Genomic DNA, 17,243 nt, shown 5'->3' with positions numbered 1-17,243 from the left:
CCCGAATGAGCGACCGCGCGCCGGCCGGACAGTTCCTCGACGCCGCGATCGGCCTGCTGCGGCGGATCCGCGACGAGGAGGCCGACGGCATCGCCGCGGCCGGGACGCTCCTCGCCGACACCGTCGCGAGCGGGGGCCGGCTCTTCGCCTTCGGCGCGGGGCACTCCTCCCTCGCCGCGCAGGACCTCGTCTACCGCGCCGGGGGCCTCGCGCTGATGAACCTGCTCGCCGTGCCGGGAGTCGTCGGCGTCGACGTCATGCCCGCGCCGCTCGGCTCCGCCCTGGAACGCGTCGACGGCCTCGCGAGCGCCGTCCTCGACAGCTCCCCGCTCCGCGAGGGCGACGCCCTGCTGATCATCTCCCTGTCGGGGCGCAACGCGCTGCCCGTCGAGATGGCCATGAACGCGCGCGCCCTGGGCGTCAGGGTCATCGGCGTGACATCGGTGGCCTACGCATCGGAGACGAAGTCCCGGCACGCTTCCGGGACGTACCTCAAGGACCACTGCGACCTCGTCCTCGACTCCAAGATCGCGGTGGGCGACGCCGAACTCACCCACGAGGACATCCCGGCCCCCTTCGCCCCCGCCTCCACGGTGGTCACCTCGGCGCTCCTTCAGGCCGTCATGGCGACGGCGGCCACCACGCTCGCCGACCGCGGCATCGAACCGCCCCTGCTGCGCTCGGGCAACGTCGACGGCGGCCACGACTGGAACACCCGGGTGATGGAGCGGTACCGCGACCGGATCTTCTACCGGCACTGAGCCCTCCGGGCGGGCGCCTCTCGCTCAGGCACCACACCCGGCGAAGCGGACCACGGCGGGCGCGGCCCGCACGCCCCACCCGGGCACGGCCCGCACGCCCCACCCGGCACACCAGGCCGCGGCGGGCGCCGGCCAGTCCCCGCCCGGCACACGAGGCTATGGCGGCCGGGGCGGGCGCCTCTCGCTCCAGGCACCACACCCCCGCCCGGCGGAGCGGGTCACGGCGAGAAGCCTGCACCCACCACCCGACATCCCCACCGGCACACGAGGCCACTGCGGCCGGGGGCGGGCGCCTTCTCGCTCAGGGCACCACAGCCCCACCCGGCGGGAGTGGGCCGCAGCGGGTGGCGGCCCCCACACCCCACCCGACACCCCCACCCGGCACAAAAGACCGCGGCAGCCGAGGCGCACACCCCACGCTCCAGGCACCACACCCCACCCGGCGAAGCAAGCCACAGCGGGCGGCCGCCCCCACACCCCACCCGACGCCCCCACCCGGCACAAAAGACCGCGGCAGCCGAGGCGCACACCCCACGCTCCAGGCACCACACCCCACCCGGCGAAGCAAGCCACAGCGGGCGACCGCCCCCACACCCCACCCGACACCCCCGCCCGGCAACGGGGCCACGGCGAACGCCTCTCAGTGCCCGCCTGGCGCCCCCGCCCCGGCATAGGAAGCCGCCGTGGGCGCCTCTCAGTCCCCGCCCGGTGTCCCCGCCAGGTCCAGCGCCGTCGCGATGCGCACCGCCACGTCCTCCGCGTACATCGCGTCGGAGCGCTCGAAGGCGCTGCGGCCCGCGCCCCGCAGGAACGTCACGACGCCCAGCGTCCGGCCCCGGCTGCGCAGCACCGCGCACAGGGCGTGCACCGCGTCCGGGGGCCACTGACGGGCCAGGGCCCAGGTGCGGGCCGCCTCGGGCGTAGCGGTGCCCGCGCTCGCCCGCAGGGCTCCCATGCGCTCCACGCACTGCAGGGCCGGGTGCCCCTCGGCGTACCGGACGGGCAGTCCCGCGCGGTCGGCCAGCTTGCTCGGGCCCGGCGCCCCCGAGGGTGTCGCGGCGACCCGGACCAGCCGCACCGGCCCCTCGGTCTCCGCATCGGTGAGCGCGCCCCCGGCCACCCGGTCGATCAGCGCGTGGTCGGCGAAACCGGCCAAGGCGAAGTCCAGGTGGACCGTCGCCGCCTCCGCCGGATCCTCGCACTCGGCGGCGGCCCGCGACGCCCGGTGCAGCTGCTGCATGCGGAACCGCAGCAGGGACGCCTCCTGCTCGGCGTGCTTGGCCTCCGTCACGTCCTGGAACAGCCAGCCCACACCCAGCGGGACCGGTTCCTCGGCGAGGGGCGAGGCCAGCCGCAGGAAGCCGCTGCGCCAGCACCGCCGCTGCTCGCCCTCCGACGCGCGCACGCTCACCCACACCTCGGCCGGTGCGGGCGGCGCACCCTCCGCAAGCACATGCTGCAGCGCGCTCTCCAGCTCCTCCACACCCTGCGACAGCAACTCCCCGAGCGGCCGCCCGAGCACCGACGTACGACCGGTGCCCAGCGCACGGGCCGCGTGCGCGTTCACCACCGCCGGCCGCAGGTCCACGTCCACCAGCACGACGCCCCAGCTGGCGTCCTCGAACAGCGCCTCGCTCAGCGCGATCGACCGCTCCAGATCGATCTGCGCGTGCACCTCGCTGAACGCGCAGTACACCCCCGCCGGCTTTCCGTCGGGCCCGCGCACCGCCGCCGACTGCGTCCGCACGAGCACCCGCCCGCCGTCCTTCGTCAGCAGGGCGAACTCGTGCACCTGCCGCCCCGGCGCGTGCATCACCGACAGCAGCCGGCCCTCGACCTCCTCGGCGTCCGCGCTGCGCACGGCCCACCCGGCCAGCCCGCGCCGCCCCACGGCCTCGTCGGCGCTCCAGCCGAGGATCCGCTCGGCCTCACGGTTCCAGTGCGTCACGACCCCGTCGGCGTCGAACGCGCACAGCGCCGCGTCCATCCCGTCCAGCAAAGCGGCAAGCAGATCCTGACCATCCGAACCGTCCCGCTCGGGCTCCTCCGGCCCCAGCTCGTCGGTGGTCCCACTACGCCGGGAAGCACTCACCTGGACCCCCTGCAGGCTGCGTCCGTACGTCCGGCACGTCGGTTCGCTCCTTGCCATCATTCAACTGGAACGTGACCCAGCGCACACTGAGTTCCCAGAACATTGAAGGAATCGTTGTACGGCGGCAATCCCCACGTCAACGCCACGGGAGCCGCCCGGGCGGCCGCACCGCCGGGCGGCCCACGCCCTCAGTCGATCAACGGCGGGGCCCCGTCGCCGCTCCCCCGCCGCGCGTACACCTCGATCTCGATCCTCATCCGGGGGTCCGCGAGCCCGCACACCAACATCGTCGCGGCCGGCCGCACCTCGCCGAAGCACGCGCGCAGCACCGGCCAGCACGGCTCGAAGTCCTCGCGCCGCGGCAGCAGGTACCGCACCCGCACGACGTCCGCGAACGAGCACCCGGCCTTCTCCAGCGCCGCCCCGATGTTGCGCAGACACTGCTCCGCCTGCTCCACCACGTCCTCGGAGATCGTCATGTCCGCGTAGTCGAACCCGGTCGTCCCCGACACGTGCACCCAGTCCCCGTCCACGACGGCCCGGGCGTACCCGATCCGTTCCTCGAACACCGAACCGCTGAGAATCGCCTGCCGCTGCGTCATGGAGTCAAGGTCTCAAAAAACGGGTTGATCCGAGGCCGAACGGTTTCTTAGGGTTCCAGGTACACGAGAAGGGAGGTGGTTCGGCAGATGTATGAGAACCGGACGCGTGAGGTGGCTGCGGGCTAGCGGCCCGTCACCACACACAGTGCGGTGCCGGACCAGCGCGTGAGTGAAGCGCGCAGCCGGCCCAATCTCCAAGCAGTCACCCGACCCGCGAGTCGCCGGTACGTCCGGCCGGCTCCTCCTCCGGAGGAACCAGACTCGCGGGTCGCCTGCGTTTTCCTGCGGCTTTTCGGGGGCGATGGTGAGGGACGCGTGGCGCGACGACCGGATCGGAAGTGCCCTGCGGGGTGAGAACCCGGCCGTGCTGCGGAGGCTGGACGCCGGGTTCGCGGTCATCGGCGATGTGCAGTTCCTGCCCGGTTACTCGGTGTTGCTGACCGATGATCCGGCGGTGCGGCGGCTGTCCGAACTGCCGCGGAGCGGGCGGCTGGCGTTTCTGGACGGCATGGACCGGCTGGGGGAAGCCGTCGAGCGGGCCTGCCGGCGGGTGGAGACGGGGTTCCGGCGGGTGAATCTGGAGATCCTCGGGAACACCGACGGGTTTCTGCACGCGCACGTGTGGCCGCGCTACGACTGGGAGCCCGAGGAGCTGGTGCGGCGGCCCGTGTGGCTGTATCCGCGGCGGATGTGGGACGAGGAGCGGTACGCGCTCGGGGCCCGTCATGACCGGCTGCGGGAAGCCATCGGTGAGGAGCTGGATCGGCTCGCGGGGCGAGACAGGCCGACGGCCCCACCCGGGGCCGGGTGAGGCCGTGGAGGGGGAAGCGGTCAGTGGGCGATGCCCTCGTAGCCCTCGATCTCGCGGGGGTCGCGGGTGCCCGGGCCCACGTAGCGGGCCGAGGGGCGGACCAGGCGGCCCGTGCGCTTCTGCTCCAGTATGTGGGCGGACCAGCCGGCCGTGCGGGCGCAGGTGAACATGGACGTGAACATGTGCGCCGGGACCTCCGCGAAGTCCAGGACGATGGCCGCCCAGAATTCAACGTTCGTGGCGAGGACCCGGTCGGGGCGGCGGGCGTGGAGTTCCGCCAGGGCCGCCTTCTCCAGGGCCTCGGCGACCTCGAAGCGGGGGGCGCCCAGCTCGCGGGCCGTGCGGCGCAGCACCCTGGCCCTCGGGTCCTCAGCGCGGTAGACGCGGTGGCCGAAGCCCATGAGGCGCTCACCCTTGTCGAGGGTCCGCTTGACGTAGGCCTCGGCGTCGCCCGTGCGCTCGATCTCCTCGATCATGTGCAGGACGCGCGAGGGGGCCCCGCCGTGCAGGGGGCCGGACATCGCGCCCACCGCACCGGAGAGCGCGGCAGCGACGTCCGCGCCGGTCGAGGCGATGACCCGCGCCGTGAACGTGGACGCGTTCATGCCGTGCTCCGCTGCGCTCGTCCAGTACGCGTCCACCGCCGCCACGTGCTTGGGGTCCGGCTCGCCCCGCCAGCGGATCATGAAGCGTTCGACGACGGACTGGGCCTTGTCGATCTCGCGCTGCGGAACCATCGGCAGGCCCTGGCCGCGCGCCGACTGGGCGACGTAGGACAGCGCCATGACGGCCGCTCGGGCCAGGTCCTCGCGGGCCTCCTCGGCGTCGATGTCGAGGAGCGGTTTGAGGCCCCAGACGGGCGCCAGCATGGCCAGGGCGGACTGGACGTCCACGCGGATGTCGCCGGAGTGCACCGGGATGGGGAACGGTTCGGCGGGCGGCAGACCGGGATTGAAGGCGCCGTCGACGAGCAGGCCCCAGACGTTGCCGAACGAGACGTGGCCGACGAGGTCCTCGATGTCGACGCCCCGGTACCGGAGTGCGCCGCCCTCCTTATCCGGTTCGGCGATCTCCGTCTCGAACGCGATGACTCCCTCGAGCCCGGGTACGAAGTCGGACATCAGGCGGCTCCTCGTGATGTAAGCGACAGATGGTGTGCTGTGGGGTGGAACGTACGGACCATGTGTCAGTCAGCTGGCGACGCGGGCGGCCGTCCGCTGGATCCGCGGTCGTCTGCGCGACTCGCGGTCCCGGCCGGTCTCTCCTGTGATGCCCCGTGCGGCCGACGATCACCCAACCGGAACGGCATCCAAACGATATCCCCGAGTGCCACCGTTGGGGAGGGTACACGGCACTCAGTGCCATGCAGTGACGAAGGACACCGTCCATACGGCAAGATGACCGGGTGACCGACCGCGACGACGTCCCCTTCGATCTGGCCTCGATGCGCAAGCAGTACCGGGCGGAGGGGCTCTCCGAGACCGAGCTGGCCGCCACGCCCGTCGAGCAGTTCGCGCGCTGGTTCAAACAGGCGGCGACGGACGGGGGGCTGTTCGAGCCGAACGCCATGATCGTCTCGACGGCCGACGCCGAGGGGCGTCCCAGCACCCGCACGGTGCTGCTCAAGCACTTCGACGAGCAGGGCTTCGTCTTCTACACGAACTACGACTCCCGCAAGGCCCGTGACCTGGCGGAGAACCCGTACGTCGCGCTGCTGTTCCCCTGGCACCCGATGGCCCGGCAGGTCATCGTGACCGGCGTCGCCCGGCGCACCGGCCGGGACGAGACGGCGGCGTACTTCCGCACCCGGCCGCACGGTTCCCAGCTGGGGGCGTGGGCCAGCGCCCAGTCCTCGGTGGTCCCCACCCGCGCCGACATCGACGGCGCCTACGCCGAGCTGGCGGCCCGCTACCCGGAGGGCGAGCAGGTGCCCGTGCCCCCGCACTGGGGCGGCTTCCGGGTGGCCCCGCAGACGGTGGAGTTCTGGCAGGGCCGCGAGAACCGGCTGCACGACCGGCTGCGGTACGTGGAGCAGGTGGACGGGAGCTGGCGGGTGGAGCGCCTCAGTCCGTGAGAGTCAGAGCTTCACCCCGGACGCAGGCCTTGCTTCGCGGGCCTTCCTCCGCGGGCAGGAGGTACACGGGGGAGCTTCCGCTCAGATGCCGATGAGCCGGACTCGATCGCCGCACAACCGCGCCATGTCGTCGACATCGGACGTCAGTACGGCCACCGGGCCCGGCTGCCGCAGTGCCACCTCGGCGACGGTCGCGTCGATCGCGTACCTGTGGCCGTGCAGCCCGGCGGCCTTCAGCAGTTCGGCGGACGCTTTCGCGGCGCCCTCCGTCACCGGCTCGACCTTGACACGGGAGAGCGCCCACTGCAGTCGAGGCATGTTCACCCGCGCGTGGCTGACCTCCACGATGGTGTTGGCGCCGATGACGAAATCGGCGCCCATGGCGTGGAGAACCTGGAACATCGCCAGGATCTCGCGGTCCTGGGCGATCCAGGAGGAGAGCCCCTGAGAGTCCAGGACGACCGTCTCGACGTGCTCCATCACGCCGCGCTCGCCGAGCCACCGGCGTCCGCCGTGCCGAAGAGCCTGGAGCGGGCCTCCGCCAGCTCCTCCTCGGTGAACGCCCCGTGCTCCTCCTGGTGACGCAGCAGGTCGGCGCCGAGCAACTGATGCCGCAGCTGGCGTGCCACCGCCTCGGCGACATAGCCGGAGACGTTGTCGGTGAGCTTCCTGAGTTCGGCGACCTGGTCGGTCGGCAGTGTCACCGTGATGCGTGTCGTGTCCGCCATACTGCGAGCATACTGCGGTATGCGCATCCCGCGTCCACGCTGACACCGTCCCTCAGCCCAGCGTCTCCTCCAGCAGCCCCGCCCACTGGGCCACCACCCGTTCCCGGCGGGCCGCGTCGTCCGTGAGGAGGTTGGCTAGGCCCAGGCCGCGGGCCATGTCGAGGAGGCCCTGGACCGTTTCGCGGACGCCGGGGAGGGACTCGTCGGCGGCGAGGAGGTCGACGGCTATGCGGTGGGTCTCGCGGCCGACCCGGGATTCGAGCTCGGTGACGCGGGGCCGCAACTGGTCCTCGTTGGAGGCGGCGACCCACAGGTGGAGGGCCGCGCGGAACAACGGCCCCGTGTAGAGGTCGACCAGGGCGGCGACGACGGCGTGGCGGTCTCCGGCCGCGCCCTCGGGGAACAACGCGCGCAGGGCCGTGGAGCGTTCCTCGGCGACGTACTCGACGGCCGCCGTGAAGAGGTCCTCGCGGGTCGGGAAGTGGTGCTGGGCGGCGCCGCGGGAGACTCCGGCGCGTTCGGCGACGACGGAGACGGTGGAGCCGCCCCAGCCGTGCTCGGCGAGGCAGGACACGGCGGCTTCCAGGAGCCGCTGCCGGGTGGCCCGGCTGCGGTCCTGCTTGGGGACTCTCTCCGCACGATCGACCGTGCTCACACCACCCATGCCGGATCCCGTCGTTCGAGGAAGGCCGTCATCCCCTCGCGGGCCTGCGGGGAGGAGAACAGCCGGGCCGAGAGCGCGGTCAGGTCGGCAGCGTCCCGGTCGAAGGCTTCCAGCACCCTAGCCGTGAGCAGCCGTTTCGTCTCGGCCAGGGCCTCGGGGGCGGACTTGCGCAGGCCCTCGAGGATGGGGTTCAGGGCCGTGTCGATGTCGTCGGCATGGGTGGTGAGCAGGCCCGTTGCGGCTGCTTCCGCCGCGTCGAAGCGCTCGCCGGTGAGGTAGTAGCGGGACAGGGCGCGCGGGTTCGCGCGGGGCAGGAGCGGCAGGGAGATGACCGCGGGGGCGACGCCGATGCGGACCTCCGTGAAGGCGAACGTGGCGTTCGTGGAGGCGGCCGCGATGTCGCAGGCGGCCAGCAGGCCGAGGCCGCCCGCGCGCACGTGGCCGGTGACCCGGGCGACGACCGGCTTGGGCAGTGCGACGATCTGCCGCAGCAGCGCGACCAGCGCCTCGGGCACTGGGGGGTCCTTGAGGTCGGCGCCCGCGCTGAACGTGTTGCCGGTGTGGGTGAGGACGATCGCGCGTGCCCCGGGGTCCTTCCCGGCGTCGGTGAGTGCGTCGGCCAGCTCGCCGACCAGGGCCGCCGACAGAGCGTTGCGGTGGTGGGGCGAGTCGAGGACCAGGGTCTCCACGGCACGCGCGCGGGTGCGGGTGATCAGCGTCATGTGCTCTCCCTGAGCTGTCGGCGGAGGATCTTGCCGGAGGCCGCGCGGGGGACGCCGACGGTGAAGGTGACGTGGCGTATCCGCTTGTGGGGGGCCACGCGTTCGGCGACGCACGTCATGATCTCCGCCACGGTGAGTTCGGCGGCGGAGGGCCGGCGTACCACGAACGCGTGCGGGAGCTCGTTGCCGTCGTCGCCGTACGTGCCGATGACGGCGGCGTCGGCGATGCCCGGGTGGGTGAGGAGCAGCGCCTCCAGGGCGGCGGCGCGCCGGTGGAGCCGGTCCGCCTGCTCGTACGAGAGGGTGGTGCCGTCGGTGCCGTCGATCAGCGCCGGGGTGTCACCGAACTCGGCGGCCCGGGCCGGGACCGCGTCGTGGAGGGGCGGTTCGACGGGCGGGACGTCTGCGTACTCGCTGCGGAACATGACGGGTTCCTCCTGGCGCGCGGGCCGTCTCAGTACGACTTGGGCAAGCCCAGGGTCTGGTGGGAGACGTAGTTGAGGATCATCTCCCGGCTCACCGGCGCGATACGAGCCACGCGCGCGGCCGTTATCAGCCGGGCCAGGCCGTACTCACGGGTGAGGCCGTTGCCGCCGAGGGTGTGCACGGCCTGGTCGACCGCCTTCACGCAGGCTTCCCCGGCCGCGTACTTGGCCATGTTGGCGGCCTCTCCGGCACCCATGTCGTCGCCCGCGTCGTAGAGGGCGGCGGCCTTCTGCATCATCAGGCGGGCGAGTTCGAGGTCGATGTGCGCCTGGGCGAGGGGGTGGGCGATGGCCTGGTGCGCGCCGATGGGGGTGTTCCAGACGGTACGGTCGCGGGCGTACTCGACGGCCTTCGCGAGGGCGTGACGGCCCATGCCGATCGCGAAGGCGGCCGTCATGACGCGCTCGGGGTTGAGACCGGCGAAGAGCTGGAGGAGTCCCGCGTCCTCGTCGCCTACCAGGGCGTCGGCGGGCAGCCGTACGTCGTCCAGGACCAGCTCGAACTGCTTCTCCGCGGCGTCGAGTTCCATGTCGATGGCGCGGCGGGCGAAGCCGGGGGTGTCGCGCGGGACGATGAACAGGCAGGGCTTGAGGCGGCCGGTGCGGGCGTCCTCGGTGCGGCCGACGATGAGGGTCGCGTCCGCGATGTCCACGCCGGAGATGAAGACCTTGCGGCCGGTGAGGACCCAGTCGGCTCCGTCTTTGCGTGCCGTGGTGGTGATGCGGTGGCTGTTGGAGCCGGCGTCCGGTTCGGTGATGCCGAAGGCCATGAGGCGGGTGCCGTCGGCGAAGCCCGGCAGCCACTGCTGTTTCTGTTCCTCCGTACCGAAGCGGGCGATGACCGTGCCGCAGATGGCGGGTGACACGACCATCATGAGGAGCGGGCAGCCTGCGGCGCCGAGCTCTTCGAGGACGAGGGAGAGCTCGGAGATGCCGCCGCCTCCGCCACCGTACGCCTCAGGCAGATTGACGCCTATGTAGCCCAGCTTGGCTGCTTGCGACCAGAGTGGGGCGGTGGCGCCGCCCGGGCCGTGGCGTTTGCCGAGTGCGGCGACGGCTTCTCGCAGGGCCTTGTGGTCTTGGGTGTCCATGGGGGTCCTTTCGCGTGCGGGCTCGTTGTGACCTGTCGCGCTCACGCGGCGGAGCCGCGTGCGGATACCGCCCCGCCCCCCCTGAAGGGCCTCCGTCACCACGGCCAGGAGCACACCCGGCTCCACCTGCTGCCCTGACACAACGGACAATTCCGTCAGCGTTCCCGTCACCGGGGCCGTGATCTTGTGCTGCATCTTCATCGCCTCCAGCCAGAGCAGTGGCTCACCCGCCTTCACCGGTGTTCCGGGGGCGAGGCCATCGGCGATTCGGACGACCGTGCCGGGCATGGGGGCCAGGAGGGAGCCCGGGGCGTGCTGGGTGGTGGGGTCGGGGAAGCGGGGCAGCGCGGTGAGGCGGGTGGCGTTGACGTGGACCTGGTCGCCGTAGCGGGCCACCTCGAACGTGCGCCGCACGCCGTCCCTTTCGAGGATCACGAGACGCGCGTCGGCGCGCACGACCCGTACGCCGTCCGCCTCCAGGCCCTGCCGCGTGTGCCGGTAGCGGACCTCGTGCTCCTGCCCCGCCATCAGGTACCGCTTGATCTGCGGCTGGGACGGTAGGTTGCGCCAGCCGCCGAAGCGGGAGCGGCCGTGGGCGTCGGCGAGGGCGGCGGCCAGGGGAGCGAGCGGGTCGGGCGACGGCTCGGTCAGACCGGGCAGGTGGCGGTCGTAGAAGCCGGTGTCCATGCGGCCCGCGGTGAACTCGGGGTGGCGCAGGGAGCGGACCAGGAGGTCGCGGTTGCTGACGGGGCCGTGGATCACCGCGCGTTCCAGGGCGGCGGCGAGCCCGCGGACGGCTTCCGTGCGGGTGGGGGCGTGCGCCACGACCTTGGCGAGCAGGGGGTCGTAGTGGACGCCGATCTCGTCGCCGTCCGTGTAGCCCGTGTCCAGGCGGACCGGTCCGGGGACGAAGAGGCGGTGCAGGGTGCCGGTCTGCGGGGACCAGTCGCGGGAGGGGTCCTCGGCGTACAGGCGGGCTTCCACGGCGTGGCCCCGCGCGCGGGGAGGGTCGGTGCCGAGGGGGTGGCCCTCGGCGATCCGGATCTGCTCCGCCACCAGGTCGACGCCGAACAGGGCCTCCGTGACGGGGTGTTCGACCTGGAGTCGGGTGTTCATCTCCAGGAAGTGGGCCCTGCCGCCGGCGACGAGGAACTCGACCGTTCCGGCGCCCACGTAGTCGACGGCCCGGGCGGCCCGTACGGCGAGGGCGCACAGCTCGTCCTCCAGCGCGCCGGAGAGGCCGGGCGCCGGGGCCTCCTCGATCACCTTCTGGTGGCGGCGCTGGAGGGAGCAGTCGCGGGTACCGAGGGCCCGGACGGTGCCGTGGGTGTCGGCGAGGATCTGCACCTCGACATGGCGGCCGTCCTCCACGTACGGCTCGGTGAAGACCTCGCCGTCACCGAAGGCACTGGCGGCCTCGGCCCGTGCGGCGGCCAGTTCGGCGTCCAGGTCCGCCATGCGCCGTACGACGCGCATGCCGCGGCCGCCGCCGCCCGCCGCCGCCTTCACCAGCACCGGCAGGTCGGCCTCGGTGACCTCGGTGAGGGGCTCGATGCCCATGAGCCGCTTGGCGCGGGTCTTGGACGCCATCGCCTCGATGGCCTGCGGGGGCGGGCCGATCCAGCGCAGGCCCGCGGCCGACACGGCCCGGGCGAAGTCGGCGTTCTCGGAGAGGAAGCCGTATCCGGGGTGCACGGCGTCCGCGCCGGCCGCGACGGCGGCCTTCACGATCAGGTCGCCGCGCAGATAGGTGTCGGCGGGCGCCTCCCCCGGCAGTCGTACGCTCGCGTCGGCCACGCGTGTGTGGAGGGCGTTCGCGTCGGCGTCCGAGTGCACGGCGACGGCCCGGATGCCCAGGTCACGGCAGGTGCGGAAGACACGGCAGGCGATCTCGCCCCGGTTGGCCACCAGCAGGGTGGAAATCATCTGGTCCCTCACATCCGGAAGACGCCGAAGCCACCGCGCGCGCCCTCGAAGGGGGCGGTGTGGATCGCGGACAGGCACAGGCCGAGCACGGTGCGGGTGTCGCGCGGGTCGATGACACCGTCGTCGTAGAGCCGCCCGGACAGGAACATCGGCAGCGACTCGGACTCGATCTGCTGCTCCACCATGGCGCGCAGCGCGGCGTCCGCCTCATCGTCGTAGGGCTGGCCCTTGGCGGCTGCGGACTGGCGGGCGACGATCGACAGCACGCCGGCGAGCTGCTGCGGGCCCATGACGGCGGACTTGGCGCTGGGCCAGGCGAACAGGAAGCGGGGGTCGTAGGCCCTGCCGCACATGCCGTAGTGCCCGGCGCCGTAGGAGGCGCCCAGGAGGACCGAGAGGTGGGGGACGCGGCTGTTGCTCACCGCGTTGATCATCATCGCGCCGTGTTTGATGATGCCGCCCTGCTCGTACTCCTTGCCGACCATGTAGCCGGTGGTGTTGTGCAGGAACAGCAGCGGGATGTCGCGCTGGTTGGCGAGCTGGATGAACTGGGCGGCCTTCTGCGACTCCTCGCTGAACAGCACCCCCCGGGCGTTCGCGAGGATGCCGACCGGATAGCCGTGCAGGGCGGCCCAGCCGGTGGTCAGGCTCGTCCCGTACAGCGGCTTGAACTCGTCGAAGTCGGAGGCGTCGACGATCCGGGCGATGACCTCTCGCGGGTCGAAGGGGCTCTTCAGGTCGCCCGGGACGATGCCCAGCAGCTCCTCCGCGTCGTACTTCGGCGGCTCGGCGGGCCCTGGATCCTGGTACGCCTTGCGGTGGTTGAGGCGGGCGACCACGCACCGGGCCTGCCGCAGCGCGTCCGGCTCGTCGACGGCGAAGTAGTCTGCGAGGCCCGACACCCGCGCGTGCATCCCGGCGCCGCCCAGCGACTCGTCGTCGCTCTCCTCCCCGGTCGCCATCTTCACCAGCGGCGGACCGCCGAGGAATACCTTCGCCCGCTCCTTGACCATGATCACGTGGTCGGACATGCCGGGGATGTAGGCGCCGCCCGCGGTGGAGTTGCCGAAGACGACCGCGACGGTCGGGATCCCGGCGGCGGACAGCCGGGTGAGGTCCCGGAAGATGGCGCCGCCGGGGATGAAGATCTCCTTCTGGGACGGCAGATCGGCGCCGCCGGACTCCACCAGGCTGATGCAGGGCAGCCGGTTGGCCAGCGCGATGTCGTTGGCGCGCAGGGCCTTCTTCAGCGACCAGGGGTTGCTCGCTCCGCCGCGCACGGTCGGGTCGTTGGCGGTGATCAGGCACTCCACGCCCTCGACGACACCGATGCCGGTGACGAGGGACGCGCCGACGGTGTGGTCGCTGCCCCAGGCGGCCAGCGGCGACAGTTCCAGGAACGGCGTGTCGGGGTCGAGGAGCAGCTCGACGCGCTCGCGGGCGAGGAGCTTGCCGCGCCCCCGGTGCCGGGCGACGTACTTCTCGCCCCCGCCCGCGAGAGCCTTGGCGTGTTCGGTGCCGAGTGCGGCGAGCTTGTCCAGCATCGCCTCGCGGTTGGCCCGGTGTTCGGGGCCGGCGGGGTCGAGCGCGGAGGTCAGGACGGTCACAGCAGGGCCTCCGGTATCTCCAGGTGGCGGGAGCGCAGCCATTCCCCGAGGGCCTTGGCCTGCGGGTCGAAGCGATGCTGGGCGGCGACGCCGGCGCCGAGGATGCCCTCGACGACGAAGTTGAGGGCGCGCAGGTTCGGCAGGGCGTGCCGCACGACGGTCAGTTCGCGGCTCTCGGGGATCAGCTCCCGGAACCGGTCGACGGTCAGCTCGTGCGCGAGCCACCGCCAGGCGTCGTCCGTGCGCACCCACACGCCGACGTTGGCGTCGCCGCCCTTGTCCCCGCTGCGGGCGCCCGCGACCAGACCGAGGGGGGCGCGCCGGGTGGGCCCGGGCGTCGGCGGCTCCGGCGGGGGCGGCTCGGGCACGTCGTCGAGGACGGCCGTGTCGTGCGCCGGTGGCACGGGGATCCGGCGCCCGTCGTGGAGGACCGCCACATGACCGACGGCCTCCCGGGGGACGTACACCGCCTCGAAGACCCCGTAGGGCGAGCCCTTTCCGGGTGGGGCCGGCACATGGAAGCCCGGGTAACTGGCCAGCGCCAGCTCCACGGCCGCCCCGCTCAGCGCCCGCCCCACGGTGCCCTGGTCGGGGTCCCGCACGACGAGCCGCAGCAGCGCGCTCGCCGTCTCCTGGCTCGGGGCGTCGGAGCGGTCGGTGCGGGCCAGCTCCCAGCGCACGTCGGCGGCCTTGCCGAGGGCCGGTTCCATCTGGTCCCGCACCAGGGCGGCCTTGGCCTCCACGTCGAGGCCGGTGAGCACGAAGACGACCTCGTTGCGGAAGCCGCCGAGCTTGCTGAGCCCGACCTTGAGGGTGGGCGGCGGTGCCTCCCCGCGCACGCCCTCGATCCGCACCCGGTCCGTTCCGTCCCGGCTCAGCCGTACGGTGTCCAGCCGGGTGGTGACGTCCGGCCCCGCGTACCGGGCACCGGCCGTCTCGTACAGCAGTTGCGCGGTGACCGTGCCGACGTCGACGAAGCCGCCGGTGCCGGGGTGCTTGGTGATGACGCAGCCGCCGTCCTCGTGCAGTTCGGCGAGCGGAAACCCGGGGCGGCGGACGTCGCCGTCCCGGAAGAAGGCGTAGTTGCCGCCGGTCGCCTGCGTCCCGCACTCCAGGACGTGCCCGGCGACGACGGCCCCCGCGAGCCGGTCGTACTCCGCCGGTGTCCAGCCGAAGTGGGCGGCGGCGGGCCCGGTGACCAGGGCCGCGTCCGTCACGCGCCCGGTGACCACGATGTCGGCGCCCTCGCGCAGACAGGCCGCGATGCCGAAGCCGCCGAGGTAGGCGTGGGCGGCGAGGCTCCCCGGGTGTGCGGCGGTGAGGTCGTCGCCCTCGACATGGGCGACGCGCACGGGGATGCCGAGCCGGGCCGCCAACGCCCGTACGGCGTCGGCGAGTCCGGCCGGGTTGAGTCCGCCGGCGTTGGTGACGATCCGGACGCCCCGTGCGTGCGCGAGACCGAGGCAGTCCTCCAACTGCCGCAGGAACGTGCGGGCGTATCCGGCGGCGGGGTCCTTGAGGCGGTCCCGGCCGAGGATGAGCATGGTCAGCTCGGCGAGGTAGTCGCCGGTGAGGACGTCCAGTTCCCCGCCGGTGAGCATCTCGCGCATCGCGTCGAAGCGGTCGCCGTAGAAGCCGGAGGCGTTGCCGATGCGCAGCGTCGTCACGAGGCCGCCCCCTCGCCGCCGCGCACGGGCATCACACGCCCGGCCCCCTCGACGCCGCGCACGGGCATCACACGCCAGGCCCCCCCGACGCCGGACACGGGCATCACACGCCCGGCCCCCTCGACGCCGGACACGGGCATCACACGCCAGGCCCCCTCGACGCCGCGCACGGGCATCACGCGCCCGGCTCCTTCGGTGGGCGTCCGTTTCCCGGCGGTCCGGCGAAGGCCTGCGCGATGTCCAGCCAGCGATCGGCGTCGGGGCCGTCGGCCCGCAGGGCGAGGTCGGTGCGGTGGGCGCGCTGGGTGACCAGGAGACAGAAGTCGAGGGCGGCTCCGATGACGCGCTGCGGGGCGTCCTCGGGGCCGTAGGTCCACAGGTCGCCGGAGGGGGCGCGGAGTTCGACGCGGAAAGGGCCTGGGGGCGGGGTCAGTCCGTGCACGCCGTAGGCGAAGTCCCGGGTCCGCACCCCGAGCCAGGCGACATGCCGCAACCGGTCCGTGGGCGGGCGCACCGCACCCAGGGCGTCGGCCACGTCCTGCCCATGGGCCCAGGTCTCCATCAGGCGGGCCGTCGCCATAGAGGCGGCCGACATGGGCGGGCCGTACCAGGGGAAGCGCGCCTTGGGCCGGGACGCCCGGAGCGCCGTCTCCAGTGCCGCGCGGCCCTCATGCCACCGCGCGAGCAGTTCGGCGGGCGGGAGCGCGGCGCCCTCCTCGGCCCCCTCGTCGACGAACGAGCCCGGCGCGGCGAGGGCCTTCTCGACCAGCGCGTGGAAGCCGTCGGCATCCGTGACGGCGAGCAGGGCCGAGCGGTCCGTCCAGGCGAGGTGGGCGATCTGGTGGGCCACGGTCCAGCCGGGCGCGGGGGTGGCGAGCGACCAGTGCCGCGGGGGCAACCCGGCGACGAGGCGGTCGAGTTCCTCGCTCTCCTCGCGCAGATCGTCGATCACGGACGTCTGATCGGACACGGGGCGCTCCCCTCGGGGCACGGCGGTGTGCGGGGTGGTGCGGCGTGCTGAGGAGCATGGCAGCGGCCCCGGAAACAATCAAGCGTGCTTGCATGAAATGCTCGCGGCGGCCGCAAGCGTGCTCTGCGCACTCGGGGCCGCGCGCATGCACTCGGGGCCGCGCGCTCGTCCTGTCGGAGCGCCACTGACGGTGACGGTGGTGGGGCTGCGGGCGCACCACGGGATATCGGTGCGCGGGATGCCGGTGCGTCGGCGCCGGCCCCGCCCGCACAGAGTCGCGAAACTGGGGCGTGCGCGGGTGCCGCTATGGGCCGCCGGGCGCGTCGCCGTGGGCTCAGGCGTCCCTGTCCGCTTCGCGCGCCGCCTCCTCCACCCGGTGCCGATGGGCCTCCCACATGGCCCGGCCGCCCGGGGGCAGGTTGTCCTTGCCCGGCGTCAGGCCGACCGACCCGTCGATGAGCTCGCGCACGATGTCGGCGTGCCCGGCGTGACGGCTCGTGTCGGCGATCACGCGCACCAGGATGTGGTGCAGCGTGGTCTCGCGCCGCTCCTCGGGCCACCAGGGGACCCGGCCGACCGCGTCCAGCGGCAGCGCCCCGATGGTGCCGTCCGCGTGCTCCCACGCCCTGCGGTACAGCCCCGCGATGTCCTCGCGCGACTCGTCCGGCGTGGCCCACATGTCGGCGTGGGGATCGGCGTCCCGCGTGTACCACCAGGGTGGCGGGTTCTCGTCGAAGAACGGCCGGCCGAAGGTGTCGCCGAAGTAGCCCAGCTCCACACCGGCGGTGTGCTTGACCAGCCCCAGCAGGTTGGTGCCGGTCGGTGTCAGCGGGCGGCGGATGTCGTACTCCGAGAGCCCGTCGAGCTTCCACAGCAGGGCGTCACGCGCCTCTTGCAGATAGCGCAGGAGGTCGGCTTTCGGATCAGGTGGGGTCATGCGGGGCAGTCTCGCACCCGGCACTGACACCCCGGCCGGGCCGGAACGGCGGCCGCCCGCCTCGCCGGAGACGGACTGCATGGGGGCCGGTCGGTCCGGGGGACGC

General features: G+C 73.0%; 14 protein-coding genes and 3 pseudogenes. 3 read left to right on the top strand and 14 right to left on the bottom strand.

From position 1 onward, the window contains the following. Nucleotides 1-5: 5 nt before the first annotated feature. A complete protein-coding gene (locus ABTX62_RS23810; RefSeq protein WP_352118087.1) occupies nt 6-761 on the top strand; it encodes an SIS domain-containing protein in 756 nt (251 codons plus the stop codon). 694 nt (nt 762-1,455) lie between these two features. Here ABTX62_RS23810 and ABTX62_RS23805 read toward each other — a convergent pair. Together ABTX62_RS23805 and ABTX62_RS23800 are read right to left on the bottom strand one after the other, a co-directional pair. Next, complete coding sequence (locus tag ABTX62_RS23805; protein ID WP_352118086.1) at nt 1,456-2,910, bottom strand: PAS domain-containing protein; 1,455 nt, start codon at nt 2,908-2,910, stop codon at nt 1,456-1,458. A gap of 131 nt (nt 2,911-3,041) precedes the next feature. Further along, nucleotides 3,042-3,455 (bottom strand): RidA family protein, encoded by a 414-nt coding sequence (locus ABTX62_RS23800; protein WP_352118085.1) that lies wholly within the window; start codon nt 3,453-3,455, stop codon nt 3,042-3,044. Nucleotides 3,456-3,759: 304 nt separating this feature from the next. Here ABTX62_RS23800 and ABTX62_RS23795 point away from each other — a divergent pair, with 304 nt between their 5' ends. Further along, nucleotides 3,760-4,266, top strand: a complete 507-nt coding sequence (locus tag ABTX62_RS23795) for an HIT family protein (protein ID WP_352118104.1) — start codon at nt 3,760-3,762, stop codon at nt 4,264-4,266. Between the two features lie 20 nt (nt 4,267-4,286). Here ABTX62_RS23795 and ABTX62_RS23790 read toward each other — a convergent pair whose 3' ends face one another. Next, a complete protein-coding gene (locus tag ABTX62_RS23790) occupies nt 4,287-5,387 on the bottom strand; it encodes a citrate synthase 2 (protein WP_352118084.1) in 1,101 nt (366 codons plus the stop codon). Between the two features lie 284 nt (nt 5,388-5,671). Here ABTX62_RS23790 and pdxH point away from each other — a divergent pair, with 284 nt between their 5' ends. Further along, a complete protein-coding gene (gene pdxH / locus ABTX62_RS23785; RefSeq protein ID WP_352118083.1) occupies nt 5,672-6,340 on the top strand; it encodes a pyridoxamine 5'-phosphate oxidase in 669 nt (222 codons plus the stop codon). Nucleotides 6,341-6,421: 81 nt separating this feature from the next. Here the strand turns inward: pdxH and ABTX62_RS23780 are convergent, their stop codons facing one another. The 11 genes and pseudogenes from ABTX62_RS23780 to ABTX62_RS23730 form a co-directional block, all read right to left on the bottom strand. Beyond that, on the bottom strand, nt 6,422-6,823 hold the full coding sequence (locus ABTX62_RS23780; protein WP_352118082.1) for a DNA-binding protein: 402 nt from the start codon (nt 6,821-6,823) through the stop codon (nt 6,422-6,424). Next, the gene (locus tag ABTX62_RS23775) at nt 6,820-7,068 is read right to left on the bottom strand and encodes a hypothetical protein (RefSeq protein WP_352118081.1); all 249 of its coding nucleotides are present in this window, start codon (nt 7,066-7,068) and stop codon (nt 6,820-6,822) included. Before ABTX62_RS23775 ends, ABTX62_RS23780 begins: the two co-directional genes overlap by 4 nt. A gap of 52 nt (nt 7,069-7,120) precedes the next feature. Then, nucleotides 7,121-7,732: a TetR/AcrR family transcriptional regulator gene (locus ABTX62_RS23770; RefSeq protein WP_352118080.1), complete on the bottom strand. Its 612-nt coding sequence runs from the start codon at nt 7,730-7,732 to the stop codon at nt 7,121-7,123. Then, complete coding sequence (locus ABTX62_RS23765; protein WP_352118079.1) at nt 7,720-8,454, bottom strand: enoyl-CoA hydratase family protein; 735 nt, start codon at nt 8,452-8,454, stop codon at nt 7,720-7,722. Before ABTX62_RS23765 ends, ABTX62_RS23770 begins: the two co-directional genes overlap by 13 nt. Then, nucleotides 8,451-8,717, bottom strand: a pseudogene (locus ABTX62_RS23760) (AMP-binding enzyme); the annotation flags it as partial. The gene ABTX62_RS23765 and the pseudogene ABTX62_RS23760, both read right to left, overlap by 4 nt. A 191-nt stretch (nt 8,718-8,908) precedes the next feature. Further along, nucleotides 8,909-9,940: pseudogene (locus ABTX62_RS23755) on the bottom strand (acyl-CoA dehydrogenase family protein); the annotation flags it as partial. 186 nt (nt 9,941-10,126) lie between these two features. Then, nucleotides 10,127-11,956, bottom strand: a pseudogene (locus ABTX62_RS23750) (acetyl/propionyl/methylcrotonyl-CoA carboxylase subunit alpha); the annotation flags it as partial. 8 nt (nt 11,957-11,964) lie between these two features. After that, complete coding sequence (locus ABTX62_RS23745) at nt 11,965-13,563, bottom strand: acyl-CoA carboxylase subunit beta (RefSeq protein WP_352118078.1); 1,599 nt, start codon at nt 13,561-13,563, stop codon at nt 11,965-11,967. Next, entirely contained in the window at nt 13,560-15,230 is a 1,671-nt protein-coding gene (locus ABTX62_RS23740; protein WP_352118077.1) for an acyclic terpene utilization AtuA family protein, read from the bottom strand. The genes ABTX62_RS23745 and ABTX62_RS23740 overlap by 4 nt, the downstream gene beginning before the upstream one ends. Nucleotides 15,231-15,405: 175 nt before the next feature. Next, a complete protein-coding gene (locus ABTX62_RS23735) occupies nt 15,406-16,200 on the bottom strand; it encodes a TIGR03084 family metal-binding protein (RefSeq protein ID WP_352118076.1) in 795 nt (264 codons plus the stop codon). 334 nt (nt 16,201-16,534) lie between these two features. Continuing rightward, nucleotides 16,535-17,137: a DinB family protein gene (locus ABTX62_RS23730; RefSeq protein ID WP_352118075.1), complete on the bottom strand. Its 603-nt coding sequence runs from the start codon at nt 17,135-17,137 to the stop codon at nt 16,535-16,537. Nucleotides 17,138-17,243: the final 106 nt, after the last annotated feature.

Source organism: Streptomyces sp. NPDC096046, assembly GCF_040303285.1.
In the GTDB taxonomy this organism is placed as follows: domain Bacteria; phylum Actinomycetota; class Actinomycetes; order Streptomycetales; family Streptomycetaceae; genus Streptomyces.
The sequence above is the reverse complement of the archived record's forward strand: the minus strand, read 5'-3'. Positions and strand labels throughout refer to the sequence as shown.